Origin of the sequence: Bifidobacterium dolichotidis, from assembly GCF_003951975.1 — a bacterium.
GTDB lineage: Bacteria > Actinomycetota > Actinomycetes > Actinomycetales > Bifidobacteriaceae > Bifidobacterium > Bifidobacterium dolichotidis.
This window is the reverse complement of sequence record NZ_QXGM01000002.1, coordinates 42,301-59,292: the sequence shown is the minus strand read 5'-3', so window position 1 is coordinate 59,292 and position 16,992 is coordinate 42,301. Positions and strand designations below refer to the sequence as shown.

The window sequence follows — 16,992 nt, the reverse complement described above, 5'->3', positions numbered from 1 at the left end:
TGACCACTCAGCAGTACCACATGTCATCAGTGAGGAGATCTTACAACAAGCGTTAACGCTATGTGACAATGGCAGAGCAACTACTGAGTGGCCAAGGCTTTATTGATGGCTCGTAGAGCAGATGCTGTTCCTGAGCCGATAATACAGCAGCACGGTTATGCTAATCCGCTCAGTTTATTGATCAGATCAGGATCTCGCGTAGCTCCCTTATCTGCAGAGCGGGCGAAAGCAGCAAATGCCTTTAATGCTTGACTGACAGGTCGTGTTCGATGTGCTACATAGCCGTCGCCAGCTTCGAGCGCAGCACGGCGTGCGGCGAGATCAGCTTCTGTGAGTTCCACGTTGATTGTGCGGTTTGGAATGTCAATATCAATGATGTCGCCATCTTGAATCAGTGCAATTGGACCGCCTGATGCAGCTTCTGGTGCTACATGGCCAATAGACAAGCCTGAAGAACCGCCTGAATAGCGGCCGTCAGTAATCAGTGCGACATCTTTGCCGATGCCTTTACCCTTAACGAATGAAGTAGGGTAGAGCATTTCTTGCATACCAGGGCCACCCTTAGGTCCTTCGTATCGAATAATCAGAGCTTGGCCTGGCTTTAATGTGTCATTGAGAATAACTTCAATGGCCTGTTCTTGAGATTCCACAACAAGAGCTGGCCCATGGAACTTCCAAATCTCTTTTGGTACACCAGCTGTTTTAACAACGCAACCATCTGGTGCAATATTGCCGCGCAGCACAGCGAGACCGCCTTCGGTAACAGCAGGGTGCTCAATATCGTGAATGGCACCATTCACACGGTCACGATCCAACGACTCAAACTTCGTATTATGCGTCCATGGCTCGGGCGACTGAATACCGCCAGGTGCATCTAAGAACATATCCTTAGCCTGCTCGGTGCAGGTATCGCGCATAATATCCCAGTCGGCAAGCTTAGCTTCGAGACTTGGGTAATCAATCGAGTGTACATTACGGTTCAACTTGCCCGCACGGTCGAGTTCACCCAAAATACCAGTAATGCCGCCGGCACGGTGTACATCGGAAATCTCCCATTCACCAGAAGGGGAGGCCTTGCAAATACAAGGTACTGTATGGGAAATACGCTCAATATCATCCAGCGTAAAGTCAACATCAGCGCTCTGCGCCATAGCGAGAATATGCAGTACGGTGTTCGTGGAACCGCCCATAGCCACATCCATAGTCATAGCATTCTCGAATGCTGCTTTTGTGGCAATTGAGCGAGGCAACACGGATGCATCATCCTCGTCGTAGTAGCGATGTGCAATATCGACAACGGTTTTTGCAGCGCGCTCGAACAGTGCTTTACGATCAGCATGTGAGGCCAGAATGGTGCCGTTACCAGGCAGGGCTAAACCGATTGCTTCATTCAAGCAGTTCATCGAATTTGCTGTGAACATGCCAGCACAAGAGCCACAGGTAGGACACACTGACTGTTCATAGGCGAGTAAATCTTCATCGCTTAAATTGTCATCGGCCGACGCATACATAACGTCAATAAGATCAGTGTTCTCTTTGACTGTGCCATCAGACAGTACGGTGCGGCCAGCTTCCATAGGGCCACCAGAAACAAACACAGTTGGAATATTCAAACGCAGTGCAGCCATGAGCATGCCTGGCGTGATTTTGTCGCAATTAGAAATGCAAATGAGCGCATCAGCACAATGCGCATTGACCTGATATTCCACAGTATCGGCAATGATTTCACGGCTTGGCAGCGAGTAGAGCATACCCGTGTGACCCATGGCAATGCCATCGTCAACAGCCATCGTATTGAACTCGCGAGGAATACCGCCAGCTTGCTTAATGGCATCAGAAACCAAGCGACCAACTTTATTCAGATGCACGTGTCCTGGCACGAATTCATCAAACGAGTTGGCAACAGCAATAATTGGCTTACCGAAGTCTTTACCATCAACGCCAGCTGCACGATACAGTGCACGAGCACCAGCAAAGATTCGTCCGTTCATAATTGTGGCAGATCGCATTTTCATAGTGTTCATTCAACCCAATAATGGGGGTATTTCATAGAGCAGCGGCCACAATATGGAAAATCCCCACGTAAACGACTTACGTGGGGATTCATCAGTACAAATTCGTAGCCCTCACAAGAGACTGCGGAAAAGCTCAGCTCATGAGCACCGTGGTCAGACCCTTTACCTGATCAATGGCCTGCTGCAGTTCGCGCACGCGATCGGTGTGCTCCCAAGTCAGCTCTGGCAGATCACGGCCAAAGTGACCATAAGCAGCAGTCTTGGCATAAATAGGACGCAGCAGATCAAGCTCATCCACAATGGCAGCTGGACGCAAATCGAACACCTTGCGCACAGCAGCCTGAATCTGCTCACGTGTCAGTCCTGGCATCTCAGTGCCGAACGTATCAACGTTAATGCTGACAGGATCAGCCACACCAATAGCGTATGCCACCTGCACTTCGCAACGGTGGGCGAGGCCAGCAGCCACAATATTCTTAGCAACCCAGCGAGCAGCATAAGCAGCCGAACGGTCAACCTTGCTTGGATCCTTACCCGAGAAAGCGCCACCGCCATGGTGAGCAGCGCCACCATAGGTATCGACGATAATCTTGCGGCCAGTCAGACCTGCATCAGCAGCAGGGCCACCAAGCACGAACGAACCAGTTGGGTTCACGAGCAGGCGGTAATCAGACGTATCAACCGAATCTGGCAGCACTTCAGCGAGCACAGGCTTGACCACGTTCTCGTTGAGCTCGGTACGCAGCCAGTCCTGATCCACCTCTGGATCATGCTGCGTAGAAACGAGCACCGTATCCAAGCGAATAGCATTGCCAGCATCGTCATATTCAATCGTGACCTGCGTCTTGCCGTCTGGGCGCAGATGATCCACAATGCCCTCATGACGCACCAGTGCCAGGCGAGCAGCCAAACGATGTGCCAAGTGCACAGGCAATGGCATATATGCATCGGTCTCATCGCTAGCGTAACCAAACATCACGCCCTGATCGCCAGCGCCCTGAGCTTCGTAGCGCTGTTCACGAGAAGCAGCGGATTCGGCTTCACCCGTAAGTCTCGATACGCCTTGGTTAATCTCAGGGGACTGTTCACTGAGCGACACAACGACACCACAGGAATCAGCATCCAAACCAATATCAGAACTCGTGTAACCAATAGAACGCACGACGTTACGCACGATCGTCTGAATATCGGAGTAACCCTCGCTCGTTACCTCACCAAAAATAAAGAACTGACCCTTAGTTGCGGCCGTCTCAACAGCAACATGAGAGTGTGGATCTTGACTGAGCAGATCGTCAAGAATAGCGTCAGAAATTTGATCGCAAACCTTATCTGGATGGCCTTCGGTGACGGATTCAGCCGAGATGAGCGTGCGTTCAGCCATGGCATCCCTTTCTTGAAAACTTATGAGCGTAGTGGGGGTTACTTCAGGGGGTTCAAGTCGCGCCAAATACATGGCAAAGCCCCAGATCTGAAAGGGGTTATTCAGATCCGGGGCTCAAGAGCAGCGTCACGAAATCAGTTGCGACTTCGAGGCGCTATTCGATCAGTTGCCTTCAGTCAAATCGTCTTCGCCGAGCGTCTCTTCAAGCAGACCCTCGTTGATTTCACGGAACGCAATGGACAAAGGCTTCTCTTGGTTCTGATACTCCACGAGTGGGCCAACGTTCTGCAGCAGACCCTCGTTCAGCTGCGTGAAATACGAATTGATTTGGCGGGCACGCTTAGCAGCGAAAATAGCAAGTGCATACTTGGAGTCTGCGTGCTCCATGAGGTCGTCGATGGGTGGATCCGCAAGGCCGGTTGGAGTCGGTTCGGTACCGAATGCCATGGTTAAGCTCCCAATCATTGAAATCAAACTGTTTGCAAACACCCAATTGTACGGTCAACTCTTGACTTGGTCTAGAGTAAGTTGAAGAACAGCTTTGAGAATTCAACGATGCGTAAGGAGAGGTAATGAGTCAGCTAGAACAACCTGCATTGCCGGGACTTGCGCCTCGTAAGCGCCGCAGCCGCGCTCGTCAACGTGTCGCCGCCGAGCATTTGCCAATCGCTCGTGTGGTACTTGACGTACAGGCCACGCAATTAGGTCAGCTATTTGACTATCTCGTCGAGGAACGTTTTGCTGAGGCCGCGCAGCCAGGTACGCTCGTTCGTGTGCGATTCGGCGGTCAGCTGGTGAACGCTGTGGTTTGGGAGCGAACCCAGACGAGTCAAACAGATTTCACGTCGCTTCGATTTATTGAACGCGTGTTGAGCAGCGCGGTGCTTGTGCCCGCTCAGATGCGCCGCGATATTAACGCTATTGCCGACGCGTTTGGTGGTACGTGCGCCAATATTGTGCGCGTAGCCGTCGCCCCACGTGTGGCTTGGGTTGAGCAGCGTCTCGGTCCACTGATTCAGCGTTTGTCTCGTTTTGAGCAAGTTCACTCTTCTGATTTCTCGGATACTGCAGTAGCCGCTGCATCGTCGCTTGGTCCACGCGTCGCTACGGTACGCCGTGCAATAACAGCCTATGAAGAGCATCGTGAAGGTCGTTTCGACCATATGGACGAGCTCATGCACGTGCTTGCACATCCAGAAGAAGCGGCAGCAGAGCCGCACGAACATGCTTATATTGTTGACTGCGCTCCAGGACCATTTAATTGGGCGCAAGATATTGCCTCAATGGTGGCTCAGGCATGGCAAGCGGGCCGATCTGTTGTTGTGGTATTGCCAGGGCAGCGTGAAACCTTTGATGTGCTGCATGCCTGCGAACAATTCGGTTTGCAACCATTTACGCCTGATGCATTAATGCAACAAACGCCAGCAACCGAGCAAACAAGCGAACTCGATGATGCTGCAGCAGACGAAGCAGAAGCCGACGGAAGCACCGAGGCACAATCGAGTATTGCCTGTGTGGGTGAACTCGGCGATGTAGCCATGCTGACGGGTACTTTGTCGCCAGCACAACGATTTGCCTCATATCTTGCAGTTGCTTCAGGATTAACGCGTATTGCTATTGGTACGCGTGGCGCCATGTATGCGCCAGTTGCCGATGATGCGTTGTTCATTATGGTCGACGATATTGCCTATCAGAACGCTGATGGCTTTATGCCGTATGCCAATGCCCGTGGTGTACTACGTTTGCGTGCACATGAACATCATGGCGTATTCGTATGCGTGGCCATGGCTCGTAGTGCACTGAGCCAATATGAAACGACGGCCGATCATGCTGTTGCCGCAGGAGTTAGTGGTTTCTCGGAACCAATACATCCAACAGAACAAGCACGAGCTTTGGCACCACGCGTACATTGGCTGAGCCGTGAAGAATTAACCAAACTTGGCGATCCAAGTATTGGCGCTCGCGTGCCATATACGGCCATTGAAGTACTGCGCAAAGCTTTGGAAACCGGTCCAGTATTACTGTCAATTCCTCATGATGAGCTCACGGACACGTTGAGCTGCGCCACCTGTTTGCGTCAAGCTCGATGCAACCGTTGCCAAGGTCCGCTCGAAGCAGTACGCAATGAAGCACCACGATGCCGTTGGTGCGGTGAACCAGCATCAAATTGGCAATGCCCAGAATGCCATGGCACAAGGTTACGTGTGATTCGCGTTGGAGCAGCTGGCACCGTACAACAACTGCAAGGCCTGTTCCCAGGCGTGCCATTATTCGTATCCAATGCCAAAGCGCCACAAGGTGCTCTGCAATGGGTTGATAATGTGCCAGCAATTATTGTGGCCACCGTTGGATCCGAACCAATGGTACGAGGATCCCGATTAAGCCCCGGAACCTATGCGGCATCAGCAGTTTTAGATGCATGGACGAGCTTGTACAAGCTTGGTATTGATGCACGTATTGAAGTGCTTGGTCAATGGATGCGCGTGGCCTCATTAACCGCACCAGCCTCACAAGGCGGCACCATGTTTGTTATCGGTCAAACCGATGAAACAATTGCTGAGTCGCTTGAACACTGGGACTCAAGCCTGCTAGCCGCTGCAGAATGCGAGGAGCGCTCGCAAGCAATGCTGCCACCGGCAATTAGTGCAGCAACAGTATGGGGTAGGCGCGATGCCGTGCGTACCTGCTTAAGCAATATTGGCGTATTAACAGGGGATTGGTCAGTAATTCAATCTGCAGAAGGTGATATTCCTGCAGTGCTTGGCCCTGTTGGTATTGCGCCAGAACAAACAGTGAATGCGCGAGAACTCGAGAACATGGGAGACCGCGTTAAAGCTGTGGTGCGTGTGAGCCACGAACATCGTGCTGAACTCGCTATACGACTGCGTCAAGAAGTTGCAAGGCATATGGCTCGACGAGAACCAGGGGAGCTGCGCTTCCAGCTCGATCCTAAGGATCTGATCTAGTCGTTCACTATGCCTCGTGTGGTCATGCAGAAATAAATTCTTAACCGTAACGTTCGTTGGTCAGCTGAACCGCAGTAGGCAGTGGTATCAATGAGCGTAGAAATAACAATTGAACAAGCAAAGGAAGGTGACTGCCTTGCTCAAGATTCTGTTTGCTGGAACTCCAGAGACGGCCGTACCATCGCTGCGCAAGCTGGCGCAAGATAAGGAACATTTCGAGGTCGTGGCTGTGCTGACGCGACCAGACGCACCTACGGGTCGCGGTCGTAAGTTGCAGCCAAGCGCCGTTAAGCGTGCGGCACTGGAGCTGGGCCTGCCAGTCATCGAGTCGAATCCTAGGGAAGAGACGTTCGTCACTGAACTTGCCGCTACGGGTGCACAAATTGGTGTTGTGGTGGCCTACGGCAATATTCTGCGTCAAAACGTGCTCGACGCACTGCCAATGGGCTGGGTGAACCTGCACTTCTCACTGCTGCCAGAATGGCGAGGCGCTGCCCCTGTGCAGCGTGCTATTTGGGCTGGTGATAGCGTGACGGGAACGACGGTGTTCCAGCTGACGCGCGGTATGGATGAAGGCCCAATTCTGGCCCAGTCCACCGAAGAAATCGGCGCACACGAGACCTCAGGCGAGCTGCTGTCTCGTCTGGCTGATGATGGTTCGATGCTGCTGGCTGCAGCTTTGGAAGCACTGGCAGAAGGTCGTCTTTCTCCAGTTGAGCAGCCACAGGGCACGTTTAATATTGCACGCAAGATTACGACTGAAGATGCAGCAGTGCGCTTCGATGCTCCTGTGTTTGCTGTGGATCGTCAGATTCGTGCATGCACGCCAAACCCAGGCGCTTGGGCCATGCTCCACAACACGAGCGGTGAAGGCGACGATACTGAAGACAAGTCTGCTGTGCTGCACATTTTGAAGGCAGCTCCAGCAGATACTGAGGATACGCATGTGCCAAGCGATTTGAAGCCTGGTGAGCTTGCTGTTTCGAAGCATCACATTTGGGTTGGCACCATGACAAGTGCACTCGAATTGCTCGAAGTTAAGGCTCAGGGCAAGAAGGCTATGGTCGCTGCTGATTGGGCACGTGGTGCTCATTTAAGCGAAACGGCTCATCTCGGCTGAGTAATGCCTTTGACTGGGTCTTGCCTCAGATAGGTGCTCCTCAGAGAGGTGATGCCTCAGCTGAGATGCGGCTCGCCTGAGTGCTGCAAGACCCAAATTGAATTAGTCCAAAAAGTCGAGCACACGCATCAAATTGCGTTCTTCTATGCGATGTGGTGCTTGTGCTCGTACTGTTGGCTTCGCACAGAATGCAATGCCGCATCCTGCTGCATGAATCATTGGCAAATCATTGGCACCATCACCAACAGCAACAGTCTGCTGCATAGGAACACCACATTCCTGAGCCCATTCATGTAGGGAATTGAGTTTAATCTGCTTCGTTACAACTGGGCCTGTGGTTCGGCCAGTGAGCACGCCGTGCTCCTGCTCTAAACGATTCGCTAACGCAAAATCAAGGTGTGCATCGGCCACAAGCAGATCAACGACTTCGTGGAATCCGCCAGACACTACGCCAACTTTCCACCCATGCTCGTGCAGTGTTTGAATCAGCTCAAGTGCGCCATTCGTAAAATGCACGGATTGATGCACTTGATCGAAAATCGAAACGGGCAAACCTTTCAGCAGCGCTACGCGCTCAGCGAGAGCTTGTGCAAAATCAAGTTCACCATTCATGGCCTTGGCTGTGACTTCAGCAATACGCTGGCCAACACCTGCAGCAGTACCGAGCTCGTCAATAACTTCTTCATTAATTAGCGTGGAATCAACGTCCATAACGAGTAAACCCGGCTGCTTCAGCGTGGTCATACAGTCATCCTTCCAGAATGTGAGAAATGTCATGACTATGCAAAAATTTGTCGTACATGGTTTCGATTGTCAAAAAAGATTGCAACAATAACAGCCATGCCTATCTCGATGATACTTGCAGATGCATCAACTCAAATCCAATGTTCCACCGGATCTGACGGACTTATTGGAACTATGACCATGTGGCTTGTTTCTATGATGGAACATGTCGGTGCTGTGGGTGTGGCACTTGCCATTATGTTTGAGTCGGTGTTCCCACCAATTCCTAGCGAAATTGTGCTGCCGCTTGCAGGCTTCACCGCAGCTCATGGTGAACTTTCTTTGGTCGCTGCCATTATTTGGGCTTCGATTGGTTCTCTTGTTGGTGCTTGGGTGCTGTACGGCATTGCACGCTGGTTCGGCATTCACCGCATTCTGAAAGTTGCTGATCGCATGCCAGGCGTCGCTCGCGACGATGTGCACAAGGCTGACCGCTGGTTCTCTAAGTACGGCAAGTGGTCAGTGATGATCGGTCGACTGATTCCAGTAGTGCGTTCGCTGATTTCCATTCCTGCAGGCTTCAACCGCATGAACTTCATTACGTTCTCGGTGTTCACGTTTATCGGTTCTGCAGTCTGGAACACGATTCTTGTTGGCGCAGGTTACTTCCTCGGTGACGAATGGTGCTCGATTCTCGGTGTACTTAACGTCTTCGAAGATGTCATTATTGCTGTTTTCGCCATTGTGCTCATCATTGCAGTAACGCGTTGGATTCGTCGCATGGTTATTGCTCGAAAAATGAATGAATCGGACGATGATACGAAAACGTCTGAAATAATGGACTGACTAGGGTAACTCAATGATGCGATACCTGTAGTAGCGAAATCGTAGTGCCGTTGTGCACTACGATGGTCCAACGACGGGAGGTTTAGATGGCAGAAGCGCAACAAGCACAACAAGCCGTCACCGAACAGCAGTTGGCTGAACAGAATGACGCACTACAGCAGCGCAATCATGCTTTAGCTCAAGCATTAACACGTGCAACACAGGAGCTTTCCAAGGCCAAGGCGCAGATGGAAGTGTTCGCACAGGCTCCATTGACGTACGCCACAATGGTGCGTTTGATTTCCGATGTAACTGATCGAAATGGTGTACAGCATGCAACTGCCGAAGTTATTTTCGGCGGTCGCACGATGATTGTGGCCGTGGCTCCTCATGTGCAAGCAAGCCGTTTGCGCATGGGATCCACGGTTGTGCTTAATGAAACGATGGTAATCGTTGACCAGCGCACGGCTCCTGTGCATGGTGTGGTGCGCACCGTTATGCAAGTGCTTGACGATGGACGCTTACTTGTTCATGACGGTTCGGGGTCACTACTGGTTGTTGAACGTGCAGGCGAATTGATTCGCCGTACGATTCGTACCGAAGACCGCGTCATGCTTGATGCTTCGCAACGCTTTGCATTAGAACTCGTGCCTCATGAAGACGATGCTTCACTCGTGCTCGAAGAGATTCCTGATGTGTCGTTTAGCGACATTGGTGGTTTAGCCGAGCAAATTACGCGCGTTCGTGATGCTGTGGAGCTGCCATTTTTGCATCGTGAACTGTTCGATGCAGTGCATCTGCAGGCGCCAAAGGGCGTACTGCTCTATGGTCCTCCAGGCAATGGCAAAACGATGATTGCTAAGGCTGTGGCACGTGCGCTGTCGACACAGGCTGATCGGCCTGGTGTGTTCTTGTCAGTTAAGGGCCCTGAACTACTCAATAAGTATGTGGGTGAGTCCGAGCGCATGATTCGCATGATTTTCGATCGTGCACGCGAACGTGCTGCCGCCGGTAATGCCGTAGTCGTGTTTATTGACGAAATGGATTCGCTGCTGCGTACGCGTGGTTCAGGTGTTTCCTCTGATGTGGAAACGACGATTGTTCCACAATTCCTTACCGAGCTTGATGGTATGGAAGCACTTGATAATGTGTTAGTTATTGGTGCATCGAATCGTATTGACATGATTGATCCTGCTGTATTGCGACCGGGCAGGCTCGATGTGAAGATCCGTATTGATAGGCCACAGCAAGATGCTGCGTGCGCTATTGTGCGGCAGTATTTGACGGATGATTTACCACTTGATGAAAATACGACTGCTGAGCAATTAGCAGCCCTGTTGGTGGAGCAGGTCTATGCCACCGACGCGCATCGTCTGTTGGCTCGTTATATTGATGAACGTGGTATGTGGATACCGCTATATATGGCTGATGTGACTTCAGGTGCAAGCTTGAAGAATATTGTGGACCGTGCAAAGACGAAAGCCGTGAAGCAGGCCATAGCAACACAAACAGACGCACGCATTACTAGCGATATGCTGCTGGAAGCAGTGAATGACGAATGCCATGATTTGGCGAGAACATTGGCCGATGTAGACGCAGAACAGTGGGCTCGAACGAATGGTATTGGTGTCGGCACAGTATCGCGCATTCGTATGGTTCAGGAGGCGCAACAATGAGTGTGCAACGCGTAATGGGCACCGAAACTGAATATGGTGTTTTTGACGCTGATGCAGAGCATTACAACCCAATCGAATTGTCCTTCGATGTGGTAGATGCTGCTGCAGCAGATGAACGACGTCATATTCATTGGGATTATCGTCGCGAAGATCCAGTTAATGACGCCCGTGGTATGCGTATGCCTCGCGCATCTGCGCCAGCCGACATGTTAACTGATGCTCCGCAAACAACGGTGTTGAATACGATTGTGCGCAATGGTGGCCGTGTGTATGTGGATCATGCGCATCCTGAGTATTCGTCGCCAGAAACCACGAATCCATTTGATGCGGTGACTTACGCTCGCGCAGGCGATGAGATTATGAAGCGTGCTGCTTATACGGCATCGACGGAACACAATAAGCACATTGTGTTGATGCGCAGCAATGTGGATGGCAAGGGTGCAAGCTGGGGCATGCACGAAAGCTATGTTATGGACCGCAATGTGCCATTCGCTGTGGTTGCACAACTGTGTGCAACGCATTTCGTAACGCGTCAGATTTATACAGGTTCTGGCCGTGTTGGACTCGGGGAGAATAGTGAACGCCCTGGCTACCAGCTGAGTCAGCGTTCTGATTACTTCCATATGTTCCAAGCGCTACAGACCACATTTGATCGTCCAATTATTAATACGCGTGATGAGTCGCATGCTATGCGTGATCAGCGCCGTCTTCACGTTATTATTGGCGATGCCAATCGTATGGATGTGCCACGCGTGCTGCAGTTGGGCACAACGAGCATGCTGTTGTGGGTACTGGAAATGGATGTGCAACATCCAGAACTGGGTATTGGTGAACAGCTCGCATCGTTCGAACTGACTGATGCCGTGCATTCGCTGCATGTGGTCTCGCATGATTTGACGCTGCTTGAACCATTGCTGTTACGTTCCGGCCAGCAGCAGACGGCTTGGAATATTCAGGTGCGCCTGTATTCGCTTGTGTACGAAGTGGCTGCAGCTATTTATGATGTCACGTCAAATGGTGAGCCACTGTGGCCTGATCCAGAAACCCGTTCGGTTATGGTCATGTGGAGGCAGGCTCTGCTCGATACTGGTGCGATTATGCATGCTCGTACAGAACGTGAACGTATGAATCTGCATAATGAGGCTTCTCGCGTGGAGTGGCTGCTCAAGTGGCAGCTCGTGCGCAAGATGTGCAAGCGTGTAGATCCAGAAGGTGTGCTCGGCAATGATGTGTATGCCGATGCTCGTGTGCGTGCTATTGATCTGCAGTGGGCGCAGCTTGATGTGATGCAACCATCACTGTTCGACACGCTGAATGATCAAGGCATGCTTGAGCGTGTGTGCTCGAAATCCGATATTGAGCATGCAATGAGTTCGGCTCCTGCAGATACGCGCGCATGGGTGCGTGAAGAGTTCCTCCGTCGATTCGCAGATCAGATTATTGCAGTGTCGTGGACGCAAATTACGGCGCGTGATATTCAGGATTATGACCAAAATGTGGGGCGAATGATGACACTCACGATGGATAACCCTAGGATGTTTACGCAGGCTGAAGCCGGGCCAATTATGGCTCATGCAACATCGGCACCTGATGCAATTGCTGCGCTACTTGAGCAACAAGCTAGGGACTGAATGCTGTATTTGGTATCAGACCTACGTACACACAACTATGCCAAGAGACCGTATGAAGGGGGTTTCTGTTAGGTATACCAACTAAATTTAGTGGTATATCAATGAATCATCGAGTAGTGTGGGATACCTACTAAGGTGATGAACAGAAACATCGTTGACTACGGTTATCTCGGATAAGTCTCAAGGAGCATTACATGAGCGATCTGCGCGACTTAGCAATGCAGGCTGCCCAAATTGCACAAGACGCCGGTCGTCACGCACTGGCAGATCAGGTGACACCACGTAGTCTTTTGGTCGTTGACCCAAACCAGCACAACTATGACGAAGGTCTTGAGGTTGAGCAGCGCGTTCAGCACTATATGGGTACGCGACTGTGCGAAATTGCCCCGTTCAATGGTTTATGGGATGAACGTGCAGAAAATTGCCATCCGGGAGATCGTTTCTGGTGCCCAGGTGGTATTGACGGCATTATTAATTACTCCCGCTCTATGGCTGAGTGGACAGTAACGATTTCGCTGTTTGAGTTTAATGAGCATCTGAGTGCTCAGCCAATTATTGGCGTTGTTCATGCACCTGCATTGAATCTGACCTATGTTGCTGCTCGTCAGTCTGGTGCTATTCGTATTCGTAAAACGCCACTTGGTGAAAAGCGTGAGAAGACTGTTCCTTCCACAACGCCGCATATTGATGGTTCCGTTGTGAGTTTTGGTATGTCGCATAAGTCTGAAGAGTCCAAGCGTGCGCTCGACGTTGTGGCCGATATTGCAGGTCGTCCTGCAGATATTAAGCGTATGGGCCCAGCTTCATTGGATTTGTGCAAGGTTGCTGATGGCACGTATGACGCATACTTTGAGCCACATCTGCACACGTGGGATGTTCCTGCAGTGTCTGCTGGCGCAATTGTGATTTGGGAATCGCAAGGCCGTATCCGTAACTGGGGCGGCGATCCAATTCACTGGCGTAGCAATAATGATGTGGTCGCAACCAACGGCATTATTAACGAAGAGCTGCGTCCAATTTTGCTCAGGCATTAAGCCTTCTTCGCTGTTTGTTGTTTTCAGCTTGCGCAGTTCGACTGTATTAGGTCATATCAAGATGTTTTCAGCTTGCGTCGTTTGGCCGTATTAGGTCATGTCAAGTTGTATTCATCTGCATATAGTTGTGTGCTTCTGCATATAGCTGCATGCATCTGCATTAACCCGCGCTCTGCTCCATATTATTTTGAGCAGAAGCGCGGCAAAGCCTACTCCGTCGCGTACAGTGTGCAACAGAAACGCACATGGTGTGCAAGGAGGTTGACTGATGCCACAACAACGCATGCATGCTGCTTCGCAATCGAGCGATTCTCAGCAGAACCAAGAACAGCCACAAGCACAGGTATCGCAACAGCAGCAGAACACAACTGCTGAACAGGTTGATGCGCTTGACGCTATTCTTGACGATATTTCGACGGTACTCGAAACGAATGCACAAGAGTACGTTGATAGCTTCGTTCAGAAGGGCGGCCAGTGATCGATGCCGCAGCTGCATGATTCTACGAGTCGGTCCAACACCGATGCGCAACTTTCAGCGCATGAATATAGTTTCGATCGTATTTTTGGTCTCGAAACGGAATATGGCTTAAGCGTTACTGGCACTGACCATGCAATTGAAGCTGGTGCTGTTGCCGTAACGATGTTCCGCCCAGTCGTAGAGCATGCACGCAGCACCAATACCTATGAGCCCAACGGTGCGCGACTCTACCTTGATGTTGGCTCACATCCTGAGTATGCAACAGCCGAAGCTCGGTCACCGTTCGACGCGCTCGTCAACGACGCCGCAGGCGAGCAAATTATGCGTTCGATGGCGTTGACTGCTCAGCAGCAATTGCGTAAGCAAGAGCAACGTCACCAGGCGTCTACAGCACAGACGAACTCGAGCCAAGCGTTGATCCATTTGTTTAAAAACAATGCCGACAGTGCCGGCCACTCGTTTGGTTGCCATGAGAATTATTTGATTCGTCGCTTCGTACATTTGCAAGACATTACGAATCAGCTGCTGCCATTTTTGATTACGCGCCAAATTATGACTGGTGCAGGCCGTTTTGCCGATGGCCACTTCCGTATTACGCAGCGCGCCACATTCGTCGATGAGACGGTGTCAAGCGCAACCACGCGCAGCCGTCCTATGGTCAATACGCGTGACGAGCCACACGCTAATCCTGAGCAGTTCCGCCGTTTGCACGTTATTATTGGCGACTCGAATCGTTCGCAGTGGGCAACGCGCATGAAGCTCGCGATGACGCATCTTGTGCTTTGCGTGATCGAGCACTATGCGCGTCTCGAGCAGCAGCCTGCGTCTCCTACGTTTATTGAGTCGCAGCCGTCTTCGACGTCGCCGTTCGCTTCGTTCGCTCTTGCCGATCCAGTGGCCGCAAATCATGCGATTGATGAGTTCGGTGCACATGCCGTTATTACGCTCGCAACAGGGGAGCAGTTGACGGCGCTTGAGCTGCAGCAGCGCTACTTGGCTGGCTGCCAGCAGTTCCTTACCGAGTTCAGCACGCACGTTGACCGTTCGCTTGGTGAAGCTGGTGCAGCCCAGCACATTGCTGACGAATGGCAATCCTCGCTCGAGCTTCTCTCTCGTGATGATTTCGAGTCACTTGCGCATACGATGGATTGGGCTGCTAAGTTGCAGCTGTACAGCCGTCTGGTGTCGCGCATGCTGCAGATCAACCTTGAACAGGCTCAGCAGATGCTGCTCGGCCGAGAGAACGCCCAGCAGTTGCCGAATGCAGTATCAGCACGTCTGGCGCAGCTTGATCTTGACTACCACGATATTGCGAATGGCCAAGTATTCGAGTCACTCGTCCGTCACGGTTACGTGCGTCAAGAGGTGACGCAGCAGCAGGCTGAGCAGGCTGTGAGTACGCCGCCGTCTCATACGCGTGCGGTGTTGCGTGGCCAGTTTATTCAGGCTGCTGAGCAGGCGGGTGTGCGCTTTACGTGTGATTGGACGTCGCTGGAAGTGCTTGAGCCGCACAAGGTTTCGATTCAGCTGCTCGACCCATTCGTCTCGTCGGCTGCTGAAGTGCCGCAGCTCACGCAAGTGCTCGACGATTTGGTGCAGCGTGCCACGCAATTTCGAGCGTCTCACTAACGAGAGCTAGCTTGTTCATATTTTGATTTCTGTGATTGCCTCAGAGAGACCATAGCCAGCAATTGGCATGGTCTCTCTGTTTTTCTGTATGGATGGTGCTTCTCTGACTCAGCTGCAACGCATTACACTGATGTATACAGCTTCAAACTATGAAGACTGCAAACATGCTCGTTGAGGTACTCAGCATTGACGATGAGACCAGTCAGGAAGAAAGGGGATACCATGCGATCCCACACAGCCCGTGCTGCATTAGCTGTTGGTGTTGCGCTTATGTGCTTATTCGGAACTATTGCTGCTCCAGCACAAGCTGCAGATGCGGTGACGCAAAGCACATCGAATGGCGGAGAGTTTTTCGGAGATCCCGATGGTTGCGGCAAAAAGATCATATCCGAAACTGCTACGCCGAATATGAACCGTACGATTAATATCGACGAACCGTTCGGTAGATGGCAAGGTCAGTTGCGTACATGTATCGCTATAGGAACGCAGCGAGATACCACGCAATCGGTCTACGCCATTGATGCTGGGGCACAATTCACCGGATCTACTGCAGTGAAATCGTGGACGGCTACCGTCACGTATGAGACTCGGTTAGCGTCATATCTTTCGAATACGCAGGTCACAACGTTCTATGCCGACGCTGTGCCATGGAGCACACAAACCGGAGTGCGAACGAGCGGCTGCGAGCAGTGCAGAGTGTTTAAGGCGCAGAAATACGAATTCAAGCGTACCGACGTAGGGAATGCATTGCGATTGCCAGGTTCAATATCGTATGGAGTAACGCAGTTCCCTGAGTCAGTGCAATCGGTGCTGGGTAAAGGCATATTCCGGTTCACCGTCACCATGGAAATGCAGGACGGCAGAACAGTGTCCCAAACGCTTGATGCTGCTATTACGAATGAAGAAGAGTGATACGAGAAGAAGGGAAGGAGAAGGGAAGGATACGAGAAGAAGGAAGGGAAGGATACGGGAAGAAGGAAGGGAAGGATACGGGAAGAAGCAAGTGATACGATTCCCTATGCAAAAGCCCCAGCCATCGTCGGCCGGGGCTTTTGTTGTAAATGCATTACAATGCAATCACTCGGTGACAGCCTTCTTGAGCAGGGAGCCAGCGGAGATGCGCACACCGTAGGTTGCAGGGATCTGGATGGTCTCACCCGTACGTGGGTTGCGGCCCGTGCGAGCAGCACGCTTCACACGCTCAGCGGAGAACAGACCCGTAAGCTTGAGGCCCTCACCGGACTTCATTGCTTCGACGAACACTTCCTGGAAAGCGTTGACAGCAGCCTCAGCCTGTGCCTTGGTGAGGTTCGACTTCTGAGCGATCTTCGAAACGAGATCGGACTTGTTGTATGCCATACAATCATCCTTCTATGTAGGGGACGTCCCTTAACGGATCGTCCACTTGACAATGGCAATCATAGCGCACGATTCCGTCAAATGCCGCATTTTGTAAGGTTTTTCGTAGGATATTGACATTTTGTTCATGAATTACCCCTAAATTACCCGTCAAA

Annotated in this window: 14 protein-coding genes; 9 read left to right on the top strand and 5 right to left on the bottom strand. The window is 51.5% G+C overall.

Annotated features, from left to right (window positions below):
- Nucleotides 1–155 precede the first annotated feature (155 nt).
- The 3 genes from ilvD to rpoZ all read right to left on the bottom strand — a co-directional run bounded on the left by ilvD (nt 156) and on the right by rpoZ (nt 3,843).
- Nucleotides 156–2,015, bottom strand: a complete 1,860-nt coding sequence (gene ilvD, locus D2E26_RS04150; protein WP_125963460.1) for a dihydroxy-acid dehydratase — start codon at nt 2,013–2,015, stop codon at nt 156–158.
- 133 nt (nt 2,016–2,148) lie between these two features.
- Complete coding sequence (metK, locus tag D2E26_RS04145; RefSeq protein WP_125963459.1) at nt 2,149–3,396, bottom strand: methionine adenosyltransferase; 1,248 nt, start codon at nt 3,394–3,396, stop codon at nt 2,149–2,151.
- Nucleotides 3,397–3,558: 162 nt separating this feature from the next.
- Complete coding sequence (rpoZ, locus tag D2E26_RS04140) at nt 3,559–3,843, bottom strand: DNA-directed RNA polymerase subunit omega (RefSeq protein WP_125963458.1); 285 nt, start codon at nt 3,841–3,843, stop codon at nt 3,559–3,561.
- A 125-nt stretch (nt 3,844–3,968) separates the two neighbouring features.
- Here rpoZ and D2E26_RS04135 point away from each other — a divergent pair, with 125 nt between their 5' ends.
- Both D2E26_RS04135 and fmt read left to right on the top strand, forming a co-directional pair.
- Nucleotides 3,969–6,362 (top strand): primosomal protein N' family DNA-binding protein, encoded by a 2,394-nt coding sequence (locus D2E26_RS04135; protein WP_125963457.1) that lies wholly within the window; start codon nt 3,969–3,971, stop codon nt 6,360–6,362.
- A gap of 136 nt (nt 6,363–6,498) precedes the next feature.
- Complete coding sequence (gene fmt, locus D2E26_RS04130; protein WP_125963903.1) at nt 6,499–7,482, top strand: methionyl-tRNA formyltransferase; 984 nt, start codon at nt 6,499–6,501, stop codon at nt 7,480–7,482.
- A 102-nt stretch (nt 7,483–7,584) separates the two neighbouring features.
- On the opposite strand, the gene serB is transcribed toward fmt, so the two are convergent.
- Nucleotides 7,585–8,259: a phosphoserine phosphatase SerB gene (gene serB / locus D2E26_RS04125; RefSeq protein ID WP_164515870.1), complete on the bottom strand. Its 675-nt coding sequence runs from the start codon at nt 8,257–8,259 to the stop codon at nt 7,585–7,587.
- A gap of 63 nt (nt 8,260–8,322) precedes the next feature.
- Here serB and D2E26_RS04120 point away from each other — a divergent pair, with 63 nt between their 5' ends.
- The 7 genes from D2E26_RS04120 to D2E26_RS04090 all read left to right on the top strand — a co-directional run bounded on the left by D2E26_RS04120 (nt 8,323) and on the right by D2E26_RS04090 (nt 16,390).
- The gene (locus D2E26_RS04120) at nt 8,323–9,051 is read left to right on the top strand and encodes a DedA family protein (RefSeq protein WP_164515869.1); all 729 of its coding nucleotides are present in this window, start codon (nt 8,323–8,325) and stop codon (nt 9,049–9,051) included.
- Between the two features lie 86 nt (nt 9,052–9,137).
- Nucleotides 9,138–10,706 carry a proteasome ATPase gene (gene arc, locus D2E26_RS04115; RefSeq protein WP_125963454.1) on the top strand — a complete coding sequence of 523 codons (1,569 nt, stop codon included), beginning with the start codon at nt 9,138–9,140 and terminating at the stop codon, nt 10,704–10,706.
- On the top strand, nt 10,703–12,337 hold the full coding sequence (gene dop / locus D2E26_RS04110; RefSeq protein ID WP_125963453.1) for a depupylase/deamidase Dop: 1,635 nt from the start codon (nt 10,703–10,705) through the stop codon (nt 12,335–12,337). Before arc ends, dop begins: the two co-directional genes overlap by 4 nt.
- Before the next feature lie 194 nt (nt 12,338–12,531).
- Nucleotides 12,532–13,371, top strand: coding sequence for an inositol monophosphatase family protein (locus tag D2E26_RS04105; RefSeq protein WP_125963452.1), 840 nt, complete (start codon nt 12,532–12,534; stop codon nt 13,369–13,371).
- 268 nt (nt 13,372–13,639) lie between these two features.
- Nucleotides 13,640–13,849, top strand: a complete 210-nt coding sequence (locus tag D2E26_RS04100) for a ubiquitin-like protein Pup (RefSeq protein ID WP_125963451.1) — start codon at nt 13,640–13,642, stop codon at nt 13,847–13,849.
- Between the two features lie 3 nt (nt 13,850–13,852).
- Nucleotides 13,853–15,478 (top strand): proteasome accessory factor PafA2 family protein, encoded by a 1,626-nt coding sequence (locus D2E26_RS04095; protein ID WP_125963450.1) that lies wholly within the window; start codon nt 13,853–13,855, stop codon nt 15,476–15,478.
- 222 nt (nt 15,479–15,700) lie between these two features.
- A complete protein-coding gene (locus D2E26_RS04090; protein WP_125963449.1) occupies nt 15,701–16,390 on the top strand; it encodes a hypothetical protein in 690 nt (229 codons plus the stop codon).
- A gap of 165 nt (nt 16,391–16,555) precedes the next feature.
- On the opposite strand, the gene D2E26_RS04085 is transcribed toward D2E26_RS04090, so the two are convergent.
- Nucleotides 16,556–16,837, bottom strand: a complete 282-nt coding sequence (locus D2E26_RS04085; protein ID WP_125963448.1) for an HU family DNA-binding protein — start codon at nt 16,835–16,837, stop codon at nt 16,556–16,558.
- Between the last annotated feature and the right edge of the window lie 155 nt (nt 16,838–16,992).